17 protein-coding genes are annotated in these 20,234 nt (G+C 74.8%); 13 read left to right on the top strand and 4 right to left on the bottom strand.

The genetic code is table 11. From position 1 onward, the window contains the following. The first annotated feature begins 72 nt into the window (after positions 1-72). The 3 genes from CELGI_RS07300 to CELGI_RS07310 all read left to right on the top strand — a co-directional run bounded on the left by CELGI_RS07300 (position 73) and on the right by CELGI_RS07310 (position 3,599). A complete protein-coding gene (locus CELGI_RS07300; protein WP_041574533.1) occupies positions 73-1,215 on the top strand; it encodes a DUF4192 domain-containing protein in 1,143 nt (380 codons plus the stop codon). 82 nt (positions 1,216-1,297) lie between these two features. Then, positions 1,298-1,693 (top strand): universal stress protein, encoded by a 396-nt coding sequence (locus CELGI_RS07305; RefSeq protein WP_013883481.1) that lies wholly within the window; start codon positions 1,298-1,300, stop codon positions 1,691-1,693. A 280-nt stretch (positions 1,694-1,973) separates the two neighbouring features. Continuing rightward, positions 1,974-3,599: an RNA polymerase sigma factor gene (locus tag CELGI_RS07310; protein WP_013883482.1), complete on the top strand. Its 1,626-nt coding sequence runs from the start codon at positions 1,974-1,976 to the stop codon at positions 3,597-3,599. 148 nt (positions 3,600-3,747) lie between these two features. Here CELGI_RS07310 and CELGI_RS07315 read toward each other — a convergent pair whose 3' ends face one another. Further along, positions 3,748-3,951, bottom strand: coding sequence for a DUF7455 domain-containing protein (locus CELGI_RS07315; protein ID WP_150104686.1), 204 nt, complete (start codon positions 3,949-3,951; stop codon positions 3,748-3,750). A 222-nt stretch (positions 3,952-4,173) separates the two neighbouring features. Between CELGI_RS07315 and CELGI_RS07320 the strand changes: the two genes are divergently transcribed. From CELGI_RS07320 to CELGI_RS07330, 3 genes are all read left to right on the top strand, one after another. Then, a complete protein-coding gene (locus CELGI_RS07320) occupies positions 4,174-6,303 on the top strand; it encodes a DNA gyrase/topoisomerase IV subunit B (protein WP_013883484.1) in 2,130 nt (709 codons plus the stop codon). Positions 6,304-6,361: 58 nt separating this feature from the next. Continuing rightward, a complete protein-coding gene (locus tag CELGI_RS07325; RefSeq protein ID WP_013883485.1) occupies positions 6,362-7,420 on the top strand; it encodes a GNAT family N-acetyltransferase in 1,059 nt (352 codons plus the stop codon). A gap of 107 nt (positions 7,421-7,527) precedes the next feature. Next, positions 7,528-8,283, top strand: a complete 756-nt coding sequence (locus tag CELGI_RS07330) for a lysoplasmalogenase (RefSeq protein ID WP_013883486.1) — start codon at positions 7,528-7,530, stop codon at positions 8,281-8,283. A gap of 16 nt (positions 8,284-8,299) precedes the next feature. Here the strand turns inward: CELGI_RS07330 and CELGI_RS07335 are convergent, their stop codons facing one another. Next, entirely contained in the window at positions 8,300-10,786 is a 2,487-nt protein-coding gene (locus tag CELGI_RS07335) for a DNA gyrase/topoisomerase IV subunit A (RefSeq protein ID WP_013883487.1), read from the bottom strand. A 103-nt stretch (positions 10,787-10,889) separates the two neighbouring features. Between CELGI_RS07335 and CELGI_RS07340 the strand changes: the two genes are divergently transcribed. From CELGI_RS07340 to CELGI_RS07355, 4 genes are all read left to right on the top strand, one after another. Continuing rightward, positions 10,890-13,616, top strand: coding sequence for a bifunctional acetate--CoA ligase family protein/GNAT family N-acetyltransferase (locus tag CELGI_RS07340; RefSeq protein WP_013883488.1), 2,727 nt, complete (start codon positions 10,890-10,892; stop codon positions 13,614-13,616). Positions 13,617-13,774: 158 nt separating this feature from the next. Then, positions 13,775-14,347 carry a DUF5998 family protein gene (locus CELGI_RS07345; RefSeq protein ID WP_013883489.1) on the top strand — a complete coding sequence of 191 codons (573 nt, stop codon included), beginning with the start codon at positions 13,775-13,777 and terminating at the stop codon, positions 14,345-14,347. A 10-nt stretch (positions 14,348-14,357) separates the two neighbouring features. Further along, positions 14,358-15,605 carry an alkaline phosphatase family protein gene (locus CELGI_RS07350; RefSeq protein ID WP_013883490.1) on the top strand — a complete coding sequence of 416 codons (1,248 nt, stop codon included), beginning with the start codon at positions 14,358-14,360 and terminating at the stop codon, positions 15,603-15,605. 78 nt (positions 15,606-15,683) lie between these two features. Continuing rightward, the gene (locus tag CELGI_RS07355) at positions 15,684-16,373 is read left to right on the top strand and encodes a thymidine kinase (RefSeq protein WP_013883491.1); all 690 of its coding nucleotides are present in this window, start codon (positions 15,684-15,686) and stop codon (positions 16,371-16,373) included. 7 nt (positions 16,374-16,380) lie between these two features. Here CELGI_RS07355 and sepH read toward each other — a convergent pair whose 3' ends face one another. After that, entirely contained in the window at positions 16,381-17,586 is a 1,206-nt protein-coding gene (gene sepH / locus CELGI_RS07360) for a septation protein SepH (protein ID WP_013883492.1), read from the bottom strand. A 106-nt stretch (positions 17,587-17,692) separates the two neighbouring features. Between sepH and CELGI_RS07365 the strand changes: the two genes are divergently transcribed. From CELGI_RS07365 to CELGI_RS07375, 3 genes are all read left to right on the top strand, one after another. Further along, on the top strand, positions 17,693-18,322 hold the full coding sequence (locus CELGI_RS07365) for a trimeric intracellular cation channel family protein (protein ID WP_041574147.1): 630 nt from the start codon (positions 17,693-17,695) through the stop codon (positions 18,320-18,322). Positions 18,323-18,344: 22 nt separating this feature from the next. After that, positions 18,345-19,196, top strand: coding sequence for an inositol monophosphatase family protein (locus CELGI_RS07370; protein WP_013883494.1), 852 nt, complete (start codon positions 18,345-18,347; stop codon positions 19,194-19,196). 161 nt (positions 19,197-19,357) lie between these two features. Further along, positions 19,358-19,657, top strand: a complete 300-nt coding sequence (locus CELGI_RS07375) for a DUF4193 domain-containing protein (RefSeq protein WP_013883495.1) — start codon at positions 19,358-19,360, stop codon at positions 19,655-19,657. Positions 19,658-19,739: 82 nt separating this feature from the next. Here the strand turns inward: CELGI_RS07375 and CELGI_RS07380 are convergent, their stop codons facing one another. Continuing rightward, positions 19,740-20,234, bottom strand: a complete 495-nt coding sequence (locus CELGI_RS07380; RefSeq protein WP_013883496.1) for a DUF3093 domain-containing protein — start codon at positions 20,232-20,234, stop codon at positions 19,740-19,742.

The raw sequence follows: 20,234 nt of genomic DNA on the forward strand, positions 1-20,234 counted from the left end.
TGGCCGCCCGTGGGTCCACAGCGGCAGCCGGCCGGGCGCACGCGCGAGGCGCACGTGCGGTGGGGTGCGGGCATGACCACGACCCCGACGCTGCGGGTGAACGAGCCCCGCGAGATCGTCTCCCTCGTCCCGTACCGGCTCGGCTTCCGGCCCCGCGACTCGGCCGTCGCGGTGAGCCTGCGGGCCCCGCGCGGCAGCGTGGGGCTGGTCATGCGCGTCGACCTGTCCGCGATCGGCGACCCGGTCGTCGGGCGGCAGGTCGCGCGCGCCATGGTCGGCACGCTCGGGCGGGACCGCGCGAGCAGCTCGGTGCTGGTCGTCTACACCGACGAGGACCCGCGCGGGGTCGACGGCGCGGCCGGCCGGGCGGTCGAGCACTTCCGCGAGGCGGCCGAGGCGCTGCTCGGGCCCGCCGCCGTCTGGGTGGTCACGGACCACGGCTACCTCTCCTACGACTGCACCGGGGCGTGCTGCCCGCCGGGTGGTCGTCCGCTGCGTGAGCTCGAGTCGACGCAGGTCTCGGCGCGCATGGTGCTCGAGGGCGCCACGATCGCGGAGTCGCGTGACGCCGTGGTCCGGATCGCCGCGGCCGACTCGCAGCGCCGTCGCGTCGTGGCCCGTACGCGGCGGCGCTGGCAGGAGCGCGGCGCCGAGGCCGCGCAGGACGGTCCGGGCGCGGTCGAGTGGTGGCGCGCCGAGTCGCTCGCGTCGTGGCGGCTGGCCGTCGACCACGTGGCGGGGCGTGCGCCCGCGCACGCGCGCGCACCCTGGGGCCGCGTCGAGGCAGGGCTGACCGACCGTCGCGTGCGGGACGCGGTGCTGGCGTCGTTCGTGCCGGGTGCCGGTGACCTGCCGGAGCGCAGCCTGCGTGGGACCACCGTCGCCGCGCCCGAGGACGCCGCACTGGGCCGCCTGACCGCGGCGCTCATGGGTCCCGGCCCCGGGGTGCGACCGCCGCAGCCCGAGACGCGCTGGCACGAGCAGGCGCTCGAGGCGGTGGTCGCGCACGGGCGGGCGGGTGCGCAGGCACCGGCGCTGACGCTGCTGGCGCTGCTGGCCTGGTGGCGCGGCGACGGTGCGCGCGCGCAGATCCTGCTCGACCGCGCGCTGCGCGACGACGCGGAGCACCGGCTCGCGGTCCTGCTCGACTCGGCGCTCGCCGCGGGCCTCGGCCCGGGCTGGACACGCACCGAGGAGCCGGACGCGGCCGGCTGACACCCGTCGCCGCAGGTGCGGGTGCAGGCGTGGGCCCGCGGGCGGTAGCGTCCTGCCCAGGGCGTTCTCGGGAGGAGTCGACGTGGGGATCGTGGTCGGGTACCTGGCAACGCCGGAGGGGCGTGCCGCGCTGGACGTCGCGGTCCAGGAGGGCGCCGCGCGGGGGCGCGGTGTGGTGGTCGTCGTGAGCATGCGCAGCGACGAGTCCGCCGAGCAGCGCGCCGCGGTGGAGGCCGAGCTCGCCCGCGTGGGTGAGGACCTGCGTGGACGGGGGATCGAGCACGAGGTGCGGATCCTGGACGGCGGCGACGTGGCCGACGACCTGATCGCGACCGCGGAGGAGACCGGCGCGGAGCTCGTGGTGATCGGGCTGCGCCGCCGCAGCCCCGTCGGCAAGCTCATCCTGGGTGCCAACGCGCAGCGCGTGCTGTTCGATGCGCCGTGCCCCGTGCTGACGGTCAAGCCCGCCGCGAGCTGACGCGGCGCCGCGCCCGTCAGGGCTGCCGAGGCGGCGCGGGAATCATCGGGGCGGCATGCTCGTTGGGGACTGCGGGAGCGTCCCGGCGTCGCCACATCAGGCCGCGTGAGAGGACCCCCGCGGGCGAGCGGACCTCGCCGACGAGCCAGCCGATCCGCCCCGTGCGCACGCCGACGGGTGGACCTGAGCCGACCCGCGCCCGATCCCGCGTTCTGCTCGGTACAATATCCGTCTACCACCCGACACCTCCCGCGGGTGTCGTGCTGCCGAAAGGTCGTTCGTGTCGTCCCAGACTCCGCATCCCGCGCTCCCGCGTGAGTTCGAGCACCCCGCCCTTCAGGACCTCGTCGTCCGCGGCCGCACGCACGGCACCGTCGGTGCGCAGGACGTGCGCGCCGCCTGCGAGCAGGCCGGCGTCGAGGACGCCAAGCGGCTCAAGGCCGTGGTCCGGGGTCTCGCGACCGCGGGCGTCACGGTGAGCCAGGCCGGCCTGACCGCCACGCCCAAGGCGAAGGTCGCCGCCGCGACGACCGCGAAGGCGCGGACCACCGCGACGGCCGACGTGGTCGAGGGTGCCGCCAAGCCCGCCACGCGCCGCGCGACCACCAAGGCCGCCGCGGCGACGTCCGTGGCCACCGAGGACGCGCCGACCGAGCCCGCGCCCGCCGCGGCCAAGAAGGCACCCGCCAAGAAGGCCCCGGCCAAGACCGCTGCCAAGGGTGCGGCCAAGGGCGCCAAGGCCGCTCCCGACGACGCGGTCGAGGGCGACGAGGCCGACATCGACGTCGAGGACGTGGACCTCGAGGCCGACCCCGAGATCGCCGAGGTCGTGGCCGAGGCCGTCGCCGAGGACACCGAGTCCGACTCCGAGGAGTCGGAGGACGGCGCGACCGCGAAGAAGCCCGCCGAGGCCGAGGAGTCGGACACCGACAAGGGCTTCGTGTACTCCGACGCCGACGACGACGACGCGCCCGCGCAGCAGGTCGTCACGGCCGGGGCGACCGCGGACCCGGTCAAGGACTACCTGAAGCAGATCGGCAAGGTCGCGCTGCTGAACGCCGAGCAGGAGGTCGAGCTCGCCAAGCGGATCGAGGCCGGCCTGTTCGCCGAGGAGCGCCTGGGCTCGGGCGCCACGATGGAGCCCAAGATCCGCCGCGAGCTCGAGTGGATCGCGCAGGACGGTCGGCGCGCCAAGAACCACCTCCTCGAGGCCAACCTGCGTCTCGTCGTCTCGCTGGCCAAGCGCTACACGGGCCGCGGGATGCTGTTCCTGGACCTGATCCAGGAGGGCAACCTCGGTCTGATCCGCGCGGTCGAGAAGTTCGACTACACCAAGGGCTACAAGTTCTCGACGTACGCCACGTGGTGGATCCGCCAGGCCATCACCCGCGCCATGGCCGACCAGGCGCGCACCATCCGTATCCCGGTGCACATGGTCGAGGTCATCAACAAGCTCGCCCGCGTCCAGCGGCAGATGCTCCAGGACCTGGGCCGCGAGCCCACGCCCGAGGAGCTCGCCAAGGAGCTCGACATGACCCCGGAGAAGGTCGTCGAGGTCCAGAAGTACGGGCGCGAGCCGATCTCGCTGCACACCCCGCTCGGCGAGGACGGCGACAGCGAGTTCGGTGATCTCATCGAGGACTCCGAGGCGGTCGTCCCGGCCGACGCGGTGAGCTTCACGCTGCTGCAGGAGCAGCTGCACCAGGTGCTCGACACGCTCTCGGAGCGTGAGGCCGGCGTCGTGTCCATGCGGTTCGGCCTGACCGACGGCCAGCCCAAGACGCTCGACGAGATCGGCAAGGTCTACGGCGTGACCCGTGAGCGGATCCGTCAGATCGAGTCGAAGACGATGTCGAAGCTGCGCCACCCGTCGCGCTCGCAGGTGCTGCGCGACTACCTGGACTGACACCCGTCCGCACGCACGACGAGCGCCCGGCGCCCCTGCAGGGGAGCCGGGCGCTCGCGCGTCGCATCCGGCCCGGCACGGCCGCACCCGCGGACGACGAAGGCCCGGCACCCCGTGGGGGCCGGGCCTTCGTCAGGGTCGGTCGTGGTCAGCGCAACGCGCCGGCGCCGTGCTCCTCGAGGAGCCGGTCGGTCTCGTCCTGGACGTGGGTCGCCATCGCGGCGAACTTGGGTGCGTGCTCCCGGGAGTGGTGAGCGCAGAACAGGAGCTCGCCCACGGGCAGAACCACGCGGACATAGGCCTGGGCGCCGCAGCGGTCGCAACGGTCGGCTGCGGTGAGCGGTTCGGTCATGGTCGCTGTCACGCCTCCATACAACCATCCGGGCCCGCGATCCATCCCCTCCATCCGGGGAGGTTCGCCACGGGCGTACCCAAATGTCACACGATCGTGATGCACGTGACATTCAAGGGACCTTCGGCACCCCGGGGCTCACTCTTGAGGGTGAACACCGCGATCGGGTGCCCGCGGCATGGCGTCGCGGGGCGCGTCGGCGGTCGCGACTACGATCCTGGCGTGACCACCACCCCCGCCCGCTCGGACTACACGGCCCGCCACCTGTCGGTGCTCGAGGGCCTCGAGGCCGTCCGCAAGCGCCCGGGCATGTACATCGGCACCACCGACAGCCGCGGCCTCATGCACTGCCTGTGGGAGATCATCGACAACGCGGTCGACGAGGCGCTCGCGGGGCACGGCGACCGCATCGAGGTCGTGCTGCACGCGGACTCGTCGGTCGAGGTGCGGGACAACGCACGTGGCATCCCGGTGGACGTGGAGCCCAAGACCGGCCTGACCGGCGTCGAGGTGGTCTTCACCAAGCTGCACGCGGGCGGCAAGTTCGGTGGCGGCTCGTACGGCGCGTCGGGTGGTCTGCACGGCGTGGGCGCCTCGGTGGTCAACGCGTTGTCGTCGCGCCTTGACGTCGAGGTGGACCGCCACGGCAAGACGCACCGCATGACGTTCCACCGGGGCGAGCCGGGCGTGTTCGACGACGCGGCGGGCCGCTCACCGGAGTCGCCGTTCGAGCCGTTCGTCTCGGGCTCGGAGCTCGCGGTGGTCGGCAAGGTCGCGCGCGCCCGGACCGGGACACGCGTGCGGTACTGGGCGGACCGGCAGATCTTCCCGGCGACCGCGGTGTTCGCGTACGACGAGCTGGTCACGCGCGCCCGGCAGACGAGCTTCCTGGTGCCCGGACTGACCATCGTGGTGCGTGACGAGCGCGGCCTGGCGGGGACTCCCGGCGCGGACGGCCCGCACGAGGAGACGTTCTGCCACACGGGTGGTGTGGTCGACTTCGTCGACCACCTCGCGCCCGACGCGCCGGTGACGGACACGTGGCACCTCACGGGATCCGGCACGTTCGTCGAGACCGTGCCCGTGCTGGACGAGCGGGGCCACATGAGCCCGCGCGAGGTGCAGCGCACGTGCGAGGTGGACCTCGCGGTCCGGTGGGGCACGGGCTACGAGACCGAGGTCCGGACGTTCGTCAACATCATCTCGACGCCCAAGGGCGGCACGCACCTGGCCGGGTTCGAGGCGGGGCTGCTCAAGACGCTGCGCAAGCAGGTGGAGGCGAACGCACGCCGCCTGAAGATCAGCGCGAAGGACGCCGCGACGGAGCGGATCGAGAAGGAGGACGTGCTCGCGGGCATGACGGCCGTGCTCACGGTCCGGCTCGCGGAGCCGCAGTTCGAGGGGCAGACCAAGGAGGTGCTGGGCACCGGTCCGGTGCGCGGCATCGTGCACAAGGTGGTCGAGTCCGAGCTCGCCGCGATCTTCGGCTCGAGCCGGCGCGAGCACAAGGCGCACAGCGCCGCGCTGCTGGACAAGGTCGTCGGGGAGATGCGGGCGCGGCTGTCCGCGCGCAAGCAGAAGGAGATCTCGCGCCGCAAGAACGCGCTGGAGTCCTCGTCCCTGCCCGCCAAGCTCGCGGACTGCCGGATCGACGACGTGGCCCGCAGCGAGCTGTTCATCGTCGAGGGCGACTCGGCGCTGGGCACGGCCAAGCTGGCGCGCTCGTCGGACTTCCAGGCGCTGCTGCCGATCCGCGGCAAGATCCTCAACGTCCAGAAGGCGTCCGTGACGGACATGCTGAAGAACGCGGAGTGCGCCGCGATCATCCAGGTGCTGGGTGCGGGCTCGGGCCGCTCGTTCGACCTCGAGGCGGCGCGCTACGGCAAGGTCGTCCTGATGACCGACGCGGACGTCGACGGCGCCCACATCCGCACGCTCCTGCTCACGCTGTTCTTCCGCTACATGCGGCCGCTGGTCGAGGCGGGGCGGGTGTACGCGGCCGTCCCGCCGCTGCACCGCGTGGAGCGGGTCGGCGTGCGCAACGACGCCGACCGGTACCTGTACACGTACTCCGAGGCGGAGCTCGCGGCAGTGCTCAAGAAGCTCGACCGTGCGGGCAAGCGCTACAAGGACGACATCCAGCGCTACAAGGGCCTCGGGGAGATGGACGCGGACCAGCTGGCCGAGACCACGATGGACCCGCGGTTCCGCACACTGCGCCGCGTCACGGCCGAGGCGGCGCAGCGCGCCGAGCAGGTCTTCGAGCTGCTGATGGGCTCCGACGTGGCGCCGCGCAAGGACTTCATCGTCGCCGGAGCGCAGGCGCTGGACCGCAGTCGCATCGACGCCTGAGGCCCGGCCGGCGAGAAACCGCTTGCCCGGCGGTGCCCGCTCGTCGGAACGTGGGGACGTGACGACCACCGAACCCGCCGCCACGCCGGCCGCACCCGCACTCATCCCGATCGCCCAGCGTGCGCAGGCGCCCGTACAGGTGCGCCTGCCGGCCGACACGCACGGCCTGCGGTGGCGACCCCTGACGCCGCAGGACGTGCCCGCGCTCACGCGTCTGGTGACGCGCATCGAGGAGGCCGACGCCGAACCGTTCCGCACGTCGCAGGACGAGGTCGACGAGAAGTTCGAGGGCGGGTGGAAGGACCACGCGCGGGACACGCTCGCGGGCGTCGACGCCGACGGCGAGCTCCGCGCCTGGGCCCAGGTCAACCAGCCGCCGGGGGACACCACGGTGGTGCGCGCCTACCTCGACGGGGGCGTGGACCCGGCCTGGCGCGGGCGGGGGATCGGGCGTGAGGTCCTGGCGTGGGAGATCGACCGTGCGCGGCAGCTGCTCGCCGCCACGGGCAAGGATGTTCCCGGCCGGATCGGTGGTTTCGCCTCGGAGCAGGCCACCGCGACGATCGCGCTCCTCCAGGCCGGCGGCCTGACCCCGATCCGGGTCTACTCCGAGATGCGCCGGCCGCTGGGCACCGACCTGCCGGACGTCGCCGCACCTGACGGCGTGCGCATCGTACCGTGGTCGCAGGACCGCGACGACGACGTGCTCGCGGCCCACAACGAGGCGTTCGCGTCCCACTGGGGCAGCGAGCCGCAGACCGTCGAGTCGTGGCGCGCCGGACGCAGCCAGTTCGCCCCCGCCTGGAGCCTGCTGGCGGTGGACGACGCCACGGACGAGGTCGCCGGGTACCTGCTCTCGGGCCGGTACGAGCAGGACTGGGAGCTCGCGGGGCACAGCTCGGGCTACGTCGAGCTGCTCGGCGTGCGGCCCGCGTGGCGCCGGCGGGGGATCGCACCCGCGCTGCTCGCGGCGGTCATGGCGCGGCTTGCGCAGGACGGCATCGAGTACGCCGAGATCGGCGTCGACACCGAGAACCTCTCGGGGGCGCTCGGGCTCTACACCGCGCTCGGCTTCGCACCGTTCCACCGGTCGTCGCTCTACACGATCGAGCTGTGACGAGGGCCGGGGCGTCGCGGGCGCCCCGGCCAGCCCGCTAGCATCGCGCCGGCGGACGACGAGGTCCGCCGTCGTGCTGCCGGGAGACCGGCGGGGGAGGTGGCCCGATGGGCTCGTCGGTCGCGGTCCGGTGCTGGGGCGCCGCGTGGCTCGTCGTCGTCGCGACGCACCTGGGCGCGCTGGCCGCGCGTGCGGCCACGCTCGCGGACGTCACGCAGTGCCTGCTCGCGCCGCTGCTCGCGGCCGCGCTGGTGGCGGCCACGCGCTGGCCCCGCACCGCCGCGGTGCGGTGGGCGCTCGCGGGGCTGGGCGCGTCGTTCCTGGGTGACGCCGCGCCGCGGCTGCTGGCGGGCGACGGCGCGTTCCTGGTGATGGTGGCGTGCTTCCTGCTCGCACAGGTCGCCTACGTCGTGGCGTTCGCGCGGTATGCGCAGCGCAGCGTCCTGCGCACGCGTCCCGTCGTCCTCGTCGCGTACGGCGCGGTGCTCGCGGTCCTGGTCGGGCTGTGCGCCCCGCACGCCGGTGCCCTGCTGGTGCCCGTCGCGGTCTACGCGGGTGTGCTCACGGCGATGGCGGTGCTGGCCACCGGGCTCGGTCCGGTCGGTGCCGTGGGTGGTGCGGTCTTCCTGGTCTCCGACGCGCTCATCGCGCTCGCCCGGTTCGTGCCGGGCTGGGACCTGCCGGGACAGGACCTCGCGGTCATGGCGACGTACGCCGCGGGTCAGTGCCTGCTGGTCGTCGCGGTCGCCCGGACCGGGCGCCGGCGGGCTGTGACCGCGGTCCCGGTCCGTCCCGCCGAGCGGCGCGTCGCGGCGCGGGACAACGTGGTGCCGCTCGTCGTCGCCCCGCGCGTCCCGGCCTGACCGACGACGCGTCGCATCACCCGATCGCGTGCACCGGCGCGCTCAGCGCGGTGCCCGACATGTCACGTCGCGGGTCGATCGCGGGCAGCTCGACCGGCTGCCCGGCCGAGCCGCACGCCCAGGCCGGCCCGGTGCCCACCCACGCGAGGATGAGCACGTCCTCGCCCTTGAGGAACCGGTGCGAGCGCACGCCGCCGGTCGCCCGGCCCTTGCCCGGGTACGCGTCGAACGGCGAGACCTTTGCCGTGCCTGCCTGCGTCCCGGGGAGCGCGGACGACGACCCGGCGACGGTCACGACGACCGCGTCCGGCAGCGCGGCCGGGCCTACCGCGGAGAACGCGACCACGCGCTGGCCGGCGCCCAGCTTGATGCCGGCCATGCCACCGGCGGCGCGGCCCTGCGGCCGCACCTGGGACGCCGCGAAGTGCAGCAGCGACGCGTCCGAGGAGACGAGCACGAGCTCGTCGTCGTCGCGTGCGTGCACTGCACCGACCACCTCGTCGCCGTCCTTGAGCGTGATGACCTCCCACGCGTCGCGGTTGGCCGGGACGTCGCCCGCCGCGACGCGCTTGACCACGCCCTGCGCGGTCGCGAGCGCGAGCGCGGGCGCGTCCTGCGCGAGCGACGCGAGCGCGACCACGCGCTCGCCCGCCTCGAGCGTGACGACCTCGCCCAGCGGCACGCCGCCGCCGAGCGTGGGCGCTCCGTCCGTGGGCGGCAGCGCGGGCAGGTCGAGCATCGGGACCCGGAGCAGGCGGCCGCGGGACGTGATCGCGCCGACGTCGGCGCGCGCGCTCGTGGGCACCGCGGACGCGAGCACGTCGTGCTTCGCGCGGCGCGTGTCGGGCGTGCGCACCAGCGGCTCGTCCGTCGCGGTCCGGGCCAGCAGCCCGGTGCCGGACAGCAGCGCGAAGCACGGCGTGTCCGCGATCTCGAGCGGCGCGACGGCGCCCTTCCCGGACGTGCGCGCGGCCGCCGCGCCCGTGACCGCGGAACCACCCGCGGACTCGAGCAGGATGGTGCGCCGGGGCGTGCCGTACGTCGCGGCCACCTGCGCCATCTCGTCGGACACGACCGTGCGCAGCAGGGCGTCGTCGGCCAGGATCGCGCGCAGCTCGGCGATCTCCGCCTCGAGCTGGTCCTTCTCGCGCTCGAGCTCGAGGCGCGAGAACTTGGTGAGCCGGCGCAGCCGCAGCTCGAGGATGTACTCGGCCTGCGGCTCGGACAGGTCGAACACCGTGCGCAGGCGCGAGCGCGCGGCGTCCGCGTCGTCCGACGAGCGGATGACCTGGATGACCTCGTCGATGTCGAGGATCGCGATCAGCAGACCCTCGACCAGGTGCAGGCGCTCCAGCCGCTTGCCGAGCCGGTGCTCGGACCGGCGGCGCACCACCGACAGGCGGTGCCCGACCCAGACCTCGAGCAGGTCGCGCAGCCCGAGCGTGCGCGGCTGGCCCTCGACCAGGGCCACGTTGTTGATCGAGAACGAGTCCTCGAGCGGCGTCGCGCGATACAGCTGCTCGAGCACCGCGTCGGGGTCGAACCCCGCCTTGACCTCGATGACCAGGCGCAGGCCGTGCTGGCGGTCGGTCAGGTCCACCGCGTCGGCGATGCCCGAGATCTTCTTGGCCTGCACGCCCTCCTTGATCTTCTCGATCACCTTCTCCGGGCCCACCATGTACGGCAGCTCGGTGACGACGATGCCCTTGCGCCGCGGGGTGACGTTCTCGACGCGCGCCGTGGCGCGCGTGCGGAACGCACCACGCCCGGTCCGGTACGCGTCGCGCACGCCGTCGAGGCCGACGATCTTGCCGCCGGTGGGCAGGTCAGGCCCCGGCACGAACCGCATGAGGTCCTCGAGCGTCGCGTCGGGGTGCATCACCAGATGACGCGCGGCCGCGACCACCTCGACGAGGTTGTGCGGCGCCATGTTGGTCGCCATGCCCACCGCGATGCCCGCGGCGCCGTTGACCAGCAGGTTCGGCAGCGCCGCCGGAAGCACCTCGGGCTGCGTGAGCTTGTTGTCGTAGTTCGGCACGAAGTCGACGACGTCCTCGTCGATGTCCGTGGTCATCGCGGTCGCGGCGGGCGCGAGGCGCGCCTCGGTGTACCGGGGCGCCGCCGGACCGTCGTCGAGCGACCCGAAGTTGCCGTGGCCGTCGACCAGGGGCAGGCGCAGGCTGAACGGCTGCGCGAGGCGGACCATCGCGTCGTAGATCGCTGTGTCGCCGTGCGGGTGCAGCTTGCCCATGACCTCGCCGACGACGCGCGCCGACTTCACGTACGGCCGGTCGGGACGCAGTCCCATGTCGGCCATCTGGAACAGGATGCGGCGCTGCACGGGCTTGAGGCCGTCGCGCGCGTCGGGGAGCGCACGCGAGTAGATGACCGAGTAGGCGTACTCGAGGAACGAGCCCTCCATCTCGGCGGCGACGTCGATGTCGACGATCTTCTCGACGAGGTCCTCGGGCGGCAGGTCCGGGGTCGCGGGGCGACGGGCCATGCGGTGGTTGCTCCTCGGTCGTGCGCGGTGTCGTAGCCGGGACATTCTCGCCCGCCGCACGGCGCCCGCGTGCCAGGCGCGCGGGGATCGCTAGCCTGGCGGGATGCAGGACGCGTCCGACGCCGACGGCGGCGCCGACCCCGCCGCCCCGGGGTACCCCGCGGGCTGGGAGGCGGACGTCGTCCTGCACGACGGCTCGACCACACGCGTGCGACCGATCCGGCCCGACGACGCCGAGGCGCTGCAGGCCTTCCACGTCGCGCAGTCCGAGCGCTCGACGTACCTGCGGTTCTTCGCGCACCTCGAGCGGCTCCCCGAGCGTGACCTGCAGCGTCTGGTCAACGTCGACCACGTGGACCGGGTCGCGCTCGTCGCCACGGCCGACGACGACGGCCCGCTCGGCTACCGGATCATCGGGGTGGCCCGGTACGACCGGCTCGACGAGGACGAGGCCGAGGTCGCGTTCAACGTCGCGGACGCGCACCAGGGGCGCGGGGTCGGCTCCGTGCTGCTCGAGCACCTGGGTGCGGCGGCGCGCGAACGCGGCGTGCGACGGTTCGTCGCGGAGGTGCTGCCGCAGAACGGGCGCATGATCGCGGTGTTCCGCGACGCGGGGTACGAGGTGCGGCAGCACGCCGAGGACGGCGTCGTGTCCCTCGCGTTCGACATCGACCCCACCGACCGGTCGCTCGAGGTCGTGGCCGACCGTGAGCACCGCGCCGAGGCCCGCTCGATGCGCGGCGTGCTGGGTGCGCGCTCGGTGCTCGTCGTCGGACCCGTGCTGCCCGGCGCACCCCCGCCGCGGCCGCTGCACCTGAGCATGGCGCGTGCGGTGCTCGCGCACCTCGCCGCGGGCGACCCGACGCTGCGGGTGCAGGCCGTGGGCGTCGACGACGGTGCGGGGCCGCGCGACGACGCGTTCGCGACGGTCGAGGCGCCGGCGGACCTCGCGGTGCTCGCGGTCCCCGCGCAGGCCGCGCCCGCGGTCGTGCGGGCGATCGCACCGCTCGGCGTGCGTGCGGTGGTGCTGCTCTCGTCGGGCTTCGCCGAGGACGGCGAGGCGGGCCTCGCGCGGCAGCGCGCGGTCCTCGCGGCGGCGCACGGCGCCGGCATGCGCGTGATCGGGCCGTCGTCGTTCGGCGTGCTCGCGGTGGGGGAGACGGGCACGCTCAACGCCTCGCTCGCGCAGGAGCCGCCGCATGCGGGCCGCGTGGGGCTGTTCTGCCAGTCGGCCGCGCTCGCGGTGCCGCTGCTGGACGCGGTGCGCCGTCGTGGGCTGGGTCTCGCGGAGTTCGTCTCCGCGGGGCACCGTGCCGACGTCTCGGGCAACGACCTCATGCAGTTCTGGGCGGACGACGACGGCACCGACGTGGTCGGGCTGTACCTCGAGTCGATCGGCAACCCACGCAAGTTCTCACGCGTGGCTCGGCGGCTCTCGCAGGTCAAGCCCGTCGTGGTGCTGACCGCCGGGCGGTCGGGCCAGGTCATCCCGCCCGGGCACGCCGTGCGCGCGACGCAGGCACCCGCACGTGCGGTCGACGAGCTCATGCGCCAGTCCGGCGTGGTCCGCGTCGACAACACGCACCAGCTGCTCGACGTCGCCCAGCTCCTGGCGCACCAGCCGCTGCCCGCGGGACGCCGGGTCGCGATCGTCGCGAGCGCGTCGTCGGTCGCCGCGCTCGTCGCCGAGGCCGCCGCGGCGAGCGGGCTCGCCGTGGTCGGCGCGCAGATCCTGCGCGAGGACGCGACGGCCGACGAGACGCGCGAGGGCGTCGCGGCGGCGCTCCGCGACCCGGGTGCGGACGCGGCGATCGTCGTGCGCATCCCCACCGTCGGCGGCCCGGTGCCCGAGTTCGCCGCGCTCGTGGCGCACGAGGCCGCGCGGTCGGGGCGGACGGTGGTCGCGTGCATGCTCGGGCTGCGCGGCGTCACCCCCGAGCTCACGGCGACGGACGCCGACGGTCGCGCGTGGACCGTGCCCGCCTACGCGACGCCCGAGGACGCCGCGCTGGCGCTCGGGCACGCCGCGCGGTACGCCGCCTGGCGCGCACGGGACCACGGGCTGCCGCTGCACCCCCCGGGCGCGGACCTGCGGGCCGCGGGCCGGCTGGTCCGGCGGTGGCTCGCGGACCACGACGAGCTCCGCCTCGACCCCGCACGGACCGCCGAGCTCCTCGGCACGGTCGGCATCGCGGTGCTGCCCTCGTACGCGGCGCGGGACGCCGACGAGGCGGTCGCCGCGGCCCGCAGCATCGGCTACCCCGTCGCGCTCAAGACCACCGCACCCGCGCTGCGCCACCGTGCCGACCTGGGCGGCGTGCGCCTCGACGTGGCCGACGACGACGAGCTGCGCGCGGACGTCGCGGGCGTCCTCGAGCTGGCCGCGGAGCACGCACCCGAACCGGGTGCGCTGCCGCTCGAGGTGCAGGCGATGGCCCCGCGAGGCTCGTCGTGCGTCGTGCGCTCGATCGAGGACCCGCTGTACGGGCCGGTGCTCAGCCTGGGGCTGTCGGGTGACGCGTCGGACCTGCTCGGGGACGTCGCGTACGGCATCCCGCCGCTCACGGACGCCGACGTGGCCGACCTGGTGCGCGCACCACGCGCGGCCCCTCGCCTGTTCGGCTACCGCGGGCTGCCGCCGCTCGACGTCGCCGCGCTCGAGGACGTGGTCGCGCGCGTCGCGGTGCTGGGCGACGCGCTGCCCGAGGTGCGGTCGCTCGAGCTCAACCCGGTGGTGGTCGCGGAGCGCGGCGCGACGGTCCTGTCGGCACGCGTGGACCTCGCCCGGGCGTCGCGCGCGGATGCGACGCGGCGGCTGCAGCGCAGCTGAGCACCGGGCGAAGAACCTGCGCGGACCCGTCCGGCAGGGCCATCGTCCCTGGTCACGTGCGTGACGCGCGGCCTGAACCGGTTCGTGCGCGGCATCCGGTCCACAGCCCGCGGTCCAGCGGGTGGGGCCGAGGGCCGCGGCGGTGGGAGGATGGGCAGATGCCCGCTGCCGCGACCTCCCTCCTCGAGGACCTGCACCGCGCCGGTTACTACCCGGACCTCGTCGCCGACGTGCTGGACGTCGCGCTGGCCGACGAGTCCGTCGTCGCTCATCTGGTGCATCCCGAGACGACCTTCGACGCCGCCGAGGTGCGCCGTCACGTGACCGTCCTGGCGCTCACGCCGACGCGCCTGGTGTGCGCGCACGTCGACGACCACCCGGCCGATGCCGACCACCCCGCGGCGTCCGCGTCCGCGACCACCGAGTCGGTGCCGATCCACGAGATCCGCTCCGTGGTCCTCACGCACGTCGTCGCGGAGCCCGAGCGGCACCGCACAGGAGCGCCCACGCTCGAGCTCACGCTCTCGATCGGGTGGGGCGCGGTCTCGCGCGTCGACCTCGAGCCGGCCACGTGCGCGGACCCGGCGTGCGAGGCGGACCACGGGCTGACCGGCACGCTCGTGCCCGACGACGTCGTGGTGCGCGTGAGCGCGGCCGCCGAGGGCGCCGACTCCGTGCGGGCCGCGACCGAGTTCGCGCGGGCGTTGTCCGCCGCGAGCGTCCGGCGCTGACGACGACCCGATGACCACGACGCAGACCGGGTCCACGCCCGGGGGTCCTGCCGCCGCGCGGCTCGCGGACGCGGCGCACGAGCACGGCCTCGTGCTGCCGGGTTCCGACGGGCGCGCGTGCCTCGGCACCGTGCTCCCCGCCGCGGCGGGCGCGCTGCTCGCCGGGCTCGACGGCGCGGGAGCCGCGGTCGACGTCGCTCCCGACGAGGCCGCGGGCTGGCTCGCGGCCCGGGAACGACTGGGCCTGCCCGCCGCCGCACGCGTGTGCGTGCTGCTCGTCGACGGCCTCGGCCACCTCAACCTGGCGGAACGGGCGGGCCACGCACCGTTCCTGCGCCGCGCGTCGGCCGGTTCGACCGCGTTGAGCAGCACGTTCCCCTCGACCACCGCGACCGCGCTCGGCACGTTCGGCGTCGGGCAGCCGCCCGGGCGGACGGCGATGCTCGGCTACACCGTGCGCGTCCCCGAGACCGGCGAGCTCGGCAACCTGGTGTCCTGGACCGGGCTGCCCGACCCCGAGCAGTGGCAGCCGCACACGTCCCTGCTGCAGCGCACCACGGCCGCGGGCATCGCGACCACGAGCGTGGGCCCCGCCCGGTTCGCGGGCTCCGGGCTGACGCGCGCCGCGCTGCGCGGCGCGACCTACGTGGCGGCCGAGTCGCTCGCGCAGCGCGTCGACGCCGCGGTCGCCGCGCTGCGGCAGCCCGGCCTGGCGTACCTCTACTGGGGCGACGTGGACAAGGCGGGCCACCACCACGGCGTCGCATCCGCGCGGTGGGGCGACGCGCTCGCCGACGCCGACGCGGAGATCGGGCGCCTCGCGCGCTCGCTGCCGCGCGGCACCGTGCTCGTCGTCACCGCGGACCACGGCATGGTGGACGTCGACCCGCGCCGCCAGCTGGACGTCGCGCACGTGCCCGCGCTCGCCGAGGGCGTCGCGCTCGTCGCGGGCGAGCCGCGCGCGTCGCACCTGCACCTGGCGCCGGGCGTCGATCCGGCGGACGTGCGCGACCGCTGGGCGCAGACGCTCGGCGACGCGGCGCTCGTGCTCACCCGGGACGAGGCGATCGCGGCACATCTGGTCGGCGACGTGGACGAGCGTGTGCTGCCGGTGCTCGGCGACGTGATGGTCGCGATGACCGGCCGCGCCACGGTCGTCGACTCGCGCACGCAGACCCCCGCGTCGCTGACGCTCGTGGGCGTGCACGGCTCGCTGACGCCGCACGAGATGCTGGTGCCGTGCATCGTGGTCGCCTGACCGGCCGGACGCCGGCTCCCGGCCGCTGAGCCGGCGCGTGAGGACCCCCGACCCGACGACCGAACAGGAGCCGCCCCGGTGGCCGAGCTGGTGTTCTTCTCCGGCACGATGGACTGCGGCAAGTCGACGCTCGCGCTCCAGATGCACCACAACCACGCCGCGCGCGGACGCGACGGCGTGCTGTTCACGCGGCACGACCGTGCGGGCACCGCGACGATCTCCTCGCGCCTGGGCCTGACCAAGCAGGCGCACGAGGTCGACGACGCGACGGACTTCTGGCACGAGGTCATCGCGCGCCGGACCCATGGCCGCCCGGTCGACTACCTGATCGGCGACGAGGCGCAGTTCTACACCGCGGCCCAGGTCGAGCAGCTCGCGCGCGTGGTCGACGAGCTCGGCGTCGACGTGTACGCGTTCGGCATCTCGACCGACTTCCGGGCCCGGCTGTTCCCGGGCGCGCAGCGGTTCGTCGAGCTCGCGGACCGCGTCGACGTGCTCCAGGTCCGCGCGCTGTGCTGGTGCGGCGCGCGCGCGACCCACAACGCGCGCGTGGTGGGCGGTCGCATGGTCGTCGAGGGCGCGCAGGTGGTCGTGGGTGACGTGGGCGGTGCGGACGGGACGGCCGAGGCCGCCGACGAGGTGCAGTACGAGGTGCTGTGCCGCCGGCACCACATGCGACGCATGACCGCGGCGACCGCGCGTGCGGCCGCCCCGAGCCCGCAGACGCTCACGGCCGCCCTGCTGGGCGCCGAGGCCGTCGAGGTCTGAGCGCGTCCTACTCCGGGCGCGCGCCGAACACGATCTCGTCCCAGCTGGGCACCTTGGCCCGGCCCTTGCGCGCCCGCGGGCGCTCGTCGGCCGACGCCTGTGCCGCGGCGTCGAGCGGGACGTCCGCGGCGTCGGCGGGCGTGTCGTCGGGAGCGTCGGCTCGGGGCGCAGCCTGGTCGACGGACACGGCGGGCACCGCTCGTCCGGTCCGCGCAGCGGGCTCGTCGGGCACGTCGGGCGCCTCGTCGTCGGCGGGTCGGTCGTGCACCTCGAGGTGCGGCATCTGCGCCCGACGGCCGCGGTGCACGTCGAGCACCACGGCCTCGCGCTCGGGCACGGCGTCCACGGGGTGCGCACCGGGTACGTCCTCGATCCGCGAGAAGTCGAACGCATGCTGCGGCCCGAAGCCCTCGAACGCGCCGTCCTCGCCGTCGCCGTCGTCGTCCGGATCGACCGTCTGCCGCACGCCGCGCCGGCTGCGCAGGTCCTCGAGCAGCGCGTCGGTGCGCTCACGCGCGTCGACGACCGCGGGCTGCTCGTGCGTGTCGTCGGCGCTCACCGCCGGGGCGGTGCCGGTCGCGACCGAGTCGAAGTCGAACACCACGTCGCGCACGGCCGCCAGGTGGCGACGTGCGACTGGCTCGTCGGGCAGCTCGGTCTCGGACAGCCACCGCGCCTCGTCCTCGTCGGCGACCAGCACGCGTGCGGCCGCGTCGAACGACCAGCGCGCCTCGTGCGGGTTGCCGTCCACCGTGAACCGCGCGAGCACGTACCAGGGTCCGGACTGCTCACGCGCGGCATCCCACGAGAGCGAGGACAGGTCCACGCCGCGCGCCGCGAGGCGATCGGTCACGAGGTCGCCGAGCACGGGTGCGCCGGAGTCCTTGCCGACGCGCGTGCCACGCGCCTGCTCGGCGACGTACTCCCGCTCCGCGAGGACCGGGCCCTCGTAGCGGCGCACGTGCTCGACCGGCACGCCCGACGCGTCCGCGACCTCCTGCGTCGTCGCGCCCGCCCGGATGCGCGCCTGGATCTCGCGCGGGCTCAGCGACCCGGCGCTCTCCGCGCGCAGCTGCTCGAGCTGGGGACGGTCGCGCCGCACCGCGGCGCGCAGCTGCTCGTCGATGCGCACGCGGAAGCGCTGGCCGTCCGGGCGCGCGAGCACCAGGTGCTCGCCGTCGTCCTGCAGACCCACCAGCTCGAGCTCATCCATGCCGACCTCCCACGACTCACCGACGAGGGTGCCACCCCGGACGCGCCGATCGCCGGAGGCGGGCACGGTGTGCCGCGTCCGGAGTGCGTGCTGCGATGATGCGCGCGTGGTCCCCGACATCCCGTTCGAACCGGTGCTGGAGGTCGTCGGCGTGTTCGTCGGCGCGATGTCGGGTGCGCTCGCGGCGGTGCGCAAGCAGTTCGACGTGTTCGGCATCCTGGTCCTCGGCTGGGCCACCGGTCTGGGCGGCGGCATGCTGCGCGACGTGCTGATCGGCGCGGTGCCGCCCGTGGGCATCTCCGACTGGCGGCTCATCGCGACCGCGGTGGCCGGCGGGCTCGTCATGTACTTCTTCCACCCGCGGCTCGCGCGGGCCCGCCGCGTGATCGTCGTGCTGGACGCCGGCGCGCTCGCGGTGTTCACGGTGGTCGGCACGGTCAAGGGCCTCGAGCACGGCACCACGGCCGTCGCCGCCGTGCTGGTGGGCGTGATGACGGGCGCGGGCGGCGGCGTGCTGCGCGACCTGCTCACGGGCGAGGTGCCCGTGGTGCTGCACGACCGCCAGCTGTACGCGATCCCCGCGCTCGCGGGCGCCGCGCTCACCGTGCTGCTGTGGGAGGCGGACGTGTCCAGCCCGTGGAGCCTGTCGGCCGTCGTGCTCGGCATCTTCGCGCTGCGTGTGCTCGCGCTGCGGTTCCAGCTCCACGCACCCGGACCCTGGCGCGGACGCGGCTGAGGCGCGCGCAGGACCGGGCAGGATGGTCGGCATGACCCCTGACGAGTCCCTGGTCCGCACGCTCGTGGACGTCGCACGCACGCTCGCGCACGAGGCGGGCCGCCTGGTGCACGAGGGCCGGCCCGACCGGGTCGAGGTGCACGCCACGAAGTCGAGCCCGATCGACGTGGTGACCGCGATGGACCTCGCGTCCGAGGACCTGCTGCGCCGGCGCATCGCCGAGCTGCGGCCCGGGGACGGGATCCTGGGGGAGGAGCAGGGGTACGTGCCCGGCACGACGGGCGTCACGTGGGTGGTCGACCCGATCGACGGCACCGTGAACTACCTGTACGGGCTCGCGTCGTGGTCCGTGTCCGTCGCGGCCGTCGTGACGCCTGCGGGCGACGGGCCGCCCGACCCCGAGACGTGGACGGCGCTCGCGGGCGCGGTGCACGCGCCGACGGACGGCCGGACGTTCCTGGCGGGCCGGGGCCTGGGCGCGACGCTCGACGGCCGGCCGATCCGCGTGGGCGAGGACAAGCCGCTCGACGTGAGCCTGGTCGGCACGGGGTTCGGCTACCTGGCCGAGCGCCGGCGCGCGCAGGCGGTCGTCGTCGCCGACCTGCTCCCGCGCGTGCGTGACATCCGTCGGCTGGGGTCGGCGGCGCTGGACCTGTGTGCGGTTGCCTCGGGCAGCCTGGACCTGTACTTCGAGCGCGGCCTCGCCCCGTGGGACCTCGCGGCCGGTGCGCTCGTCGCGCAGGAGGCGGGCGCCGTGGTCACGGGCCTGAACGGGCGGGGTGCGTCGCAGGACATGACCGTCGCGGGCCCGCCGGGAACCGTGCGTGCGCTCGTGACGTTCCTGGAGGGACACGGTGCCGACGCGACCGCTTGAGTGACGTCACCCGGTCGGGTGATCGTTGCCCCTGGAAGCGCTCGTTAGCCAACGGGCCGGATGTGGTGCACAATCCCCTCCGCGCGGGAACAAGAAGCTCCAGCGACGCATTGATCACGCGTACACATCAGCCCAGCCCAAGACGGAGTGTGACGCCACACATGGCTACCGACTACGACGCCCCGCGCAAGACCGAGGAGGACCTGAGCGAGGACTCGCTCCAGGAGCTCCAGGCGCGCCGCGCTGACAAGAACTCGGGCGTGGTGGACGAGGACGAGACGGAAGCCGCCGAAGGGTTCGAGCTCCCGGGCGCGGACCTGTCGGGCGAGGAGCTCTCGGTCCGCGTCCTGCCCCGCCAGGCGGACGAGTTCACGTGCTCGCGCTGCTTCCTGGTGCACCACCGCAGCCAGCTCGCGTACGAGCGCGACGGCCAGCAGGTGTGCTCGGAGTGCGCCGCCTGACCCGACCCCACCCGTGACCGCGTCCCGGTCACGCCCGACGGCCGTCCCGCGACACGGGGCGGCCGTCATGTCGTCCCCGGGGTCACCGCGCGTGCAGTGCGGCGACGAGCTCGTCGGGGCGACGCGTCGAGACGATCCAGTACGGCGTCGGGTCCTGCGGGTCCGCGAGCTCGACGCGCACGGCCGACCGGATCCACCCGCGCAGGCACACGTGCGCGCGCGCGTCCAGGCCGGGGCCCAGTGCGTGGCGCAGGTCCGGGCCGGTGAGCGCCCGGGGCTCGCGCAGCAGCGCGAGGGGGACGTGCGCGGCACCCGCGTGGAGCTCGTCGCCCGTCACGCGGACGTGAGGCGTGGTGCGGACAAGCAGCGCGACACCCGCCGCCAGTGCGAGCGCCGCGACGACGAGCGCGAGCGTCAGGTCCACCGGGTACAGCGAGACGCCCAGCGCGCCTGCGAACGCCGCGACACCCACCCAGCCCCACGGGCCGGGCCGGAGCGCCTCGTCGAACCGCGCGGCGTACTGCCCGGCGGCGGCGGGCGTGGGGGCGGGGGAGCGTGCAGGCTCGGGCGTCACCAT

The organism is Cellulomonas gilvus ATCC 13127, from assembly GCF_000218545.1.
Classification (GTDB): domain Bacteria; phylum Actinomycetota; class Actinomycetes; order Actinomycetales; family Cellulomonadaceae; genus Cellulomonas; species Cellulomonas gilvus.

Bases quoted from the DNA above. Each gene is read 5' to 3' on its own strand.
- CELGI_RS07380 (WP_013883496.1), bottom strand. From the start codon at position 20,234: ATGGTGACGCCCGAGCCTGCACGCTCCCCCGCCCCCACGCCCGCCGCC.
- CELGI_RS07315 (WP_150104686.1), bottom strand. From the start codon at position 3,951: ATGACCGAACCGCTCACCGCAGCCGACCGTTGCGACCGCTGCGGCGCC.
- CELGI_RS07350 (WP_013883490.1), top strand. From the start codon at position 14,358: ATGACCACGACGCAGACCGGGTCCACGCCCGGGGGTCCTGCCGCCGCG.
- CELGI_RS07340 (WP_013883488.1), top strand. From the start codon at position 10,890: ATGCAGGACGCGTCCGACGCCGACGGCGGCGCCGACCCCGCCGCCCCG.
- CELGI_RS07375 (WP_013883495.1), top strand. From the start codon at position 19,358: ATGGCTACCGACTACGACGCCCCGCGCAAGACCGAGGAGGACCTGAGC.
- CELGI_RS07345 (WP_013883489.1), top strand. From the start codon at position 13,775: ATGCCCGCTGCCGCGACCTCCCTCCTCGAGGACCTGCACCGCGCCGGT.
- CELGI_RS07330 (WP_013883486.1), top strand. From the start codon at position 7,528: ATGGGCTCGTCGGTCGCGGTCCGGTGCTGGGGCGCCGCGTGGCTCGTC.
- CELGI_RS07370 (WP_013883494.1), top strand. From the start codon at position 18,345: ATGGTCGGCATGACCCCTGACGAGTCCCTGGTCCGCACGCTCGTGGAC.
- CELGI_RS07300 (WP_041574533.1), top strand. From the start codon at position 73: ATGACCACGACCCCGACGCTGCGGGTGAACGAGCCCCGCGAGATCGTC.
- sepH (WP_013883492.1), bottom strand. From the start codon at position 17,586: ATGGATGAGCTCGAGCTGGTGGGTCTGCAGGACGACGGCGAGCACCTG.
- CELGI_RS07335 (WP_013883487.1), bottom strand. From the start codon at position 10,786: ATGGCCCGTCGCCCCGCGACCCCGGACCTGCCGCCCGAGGACCTCGTC.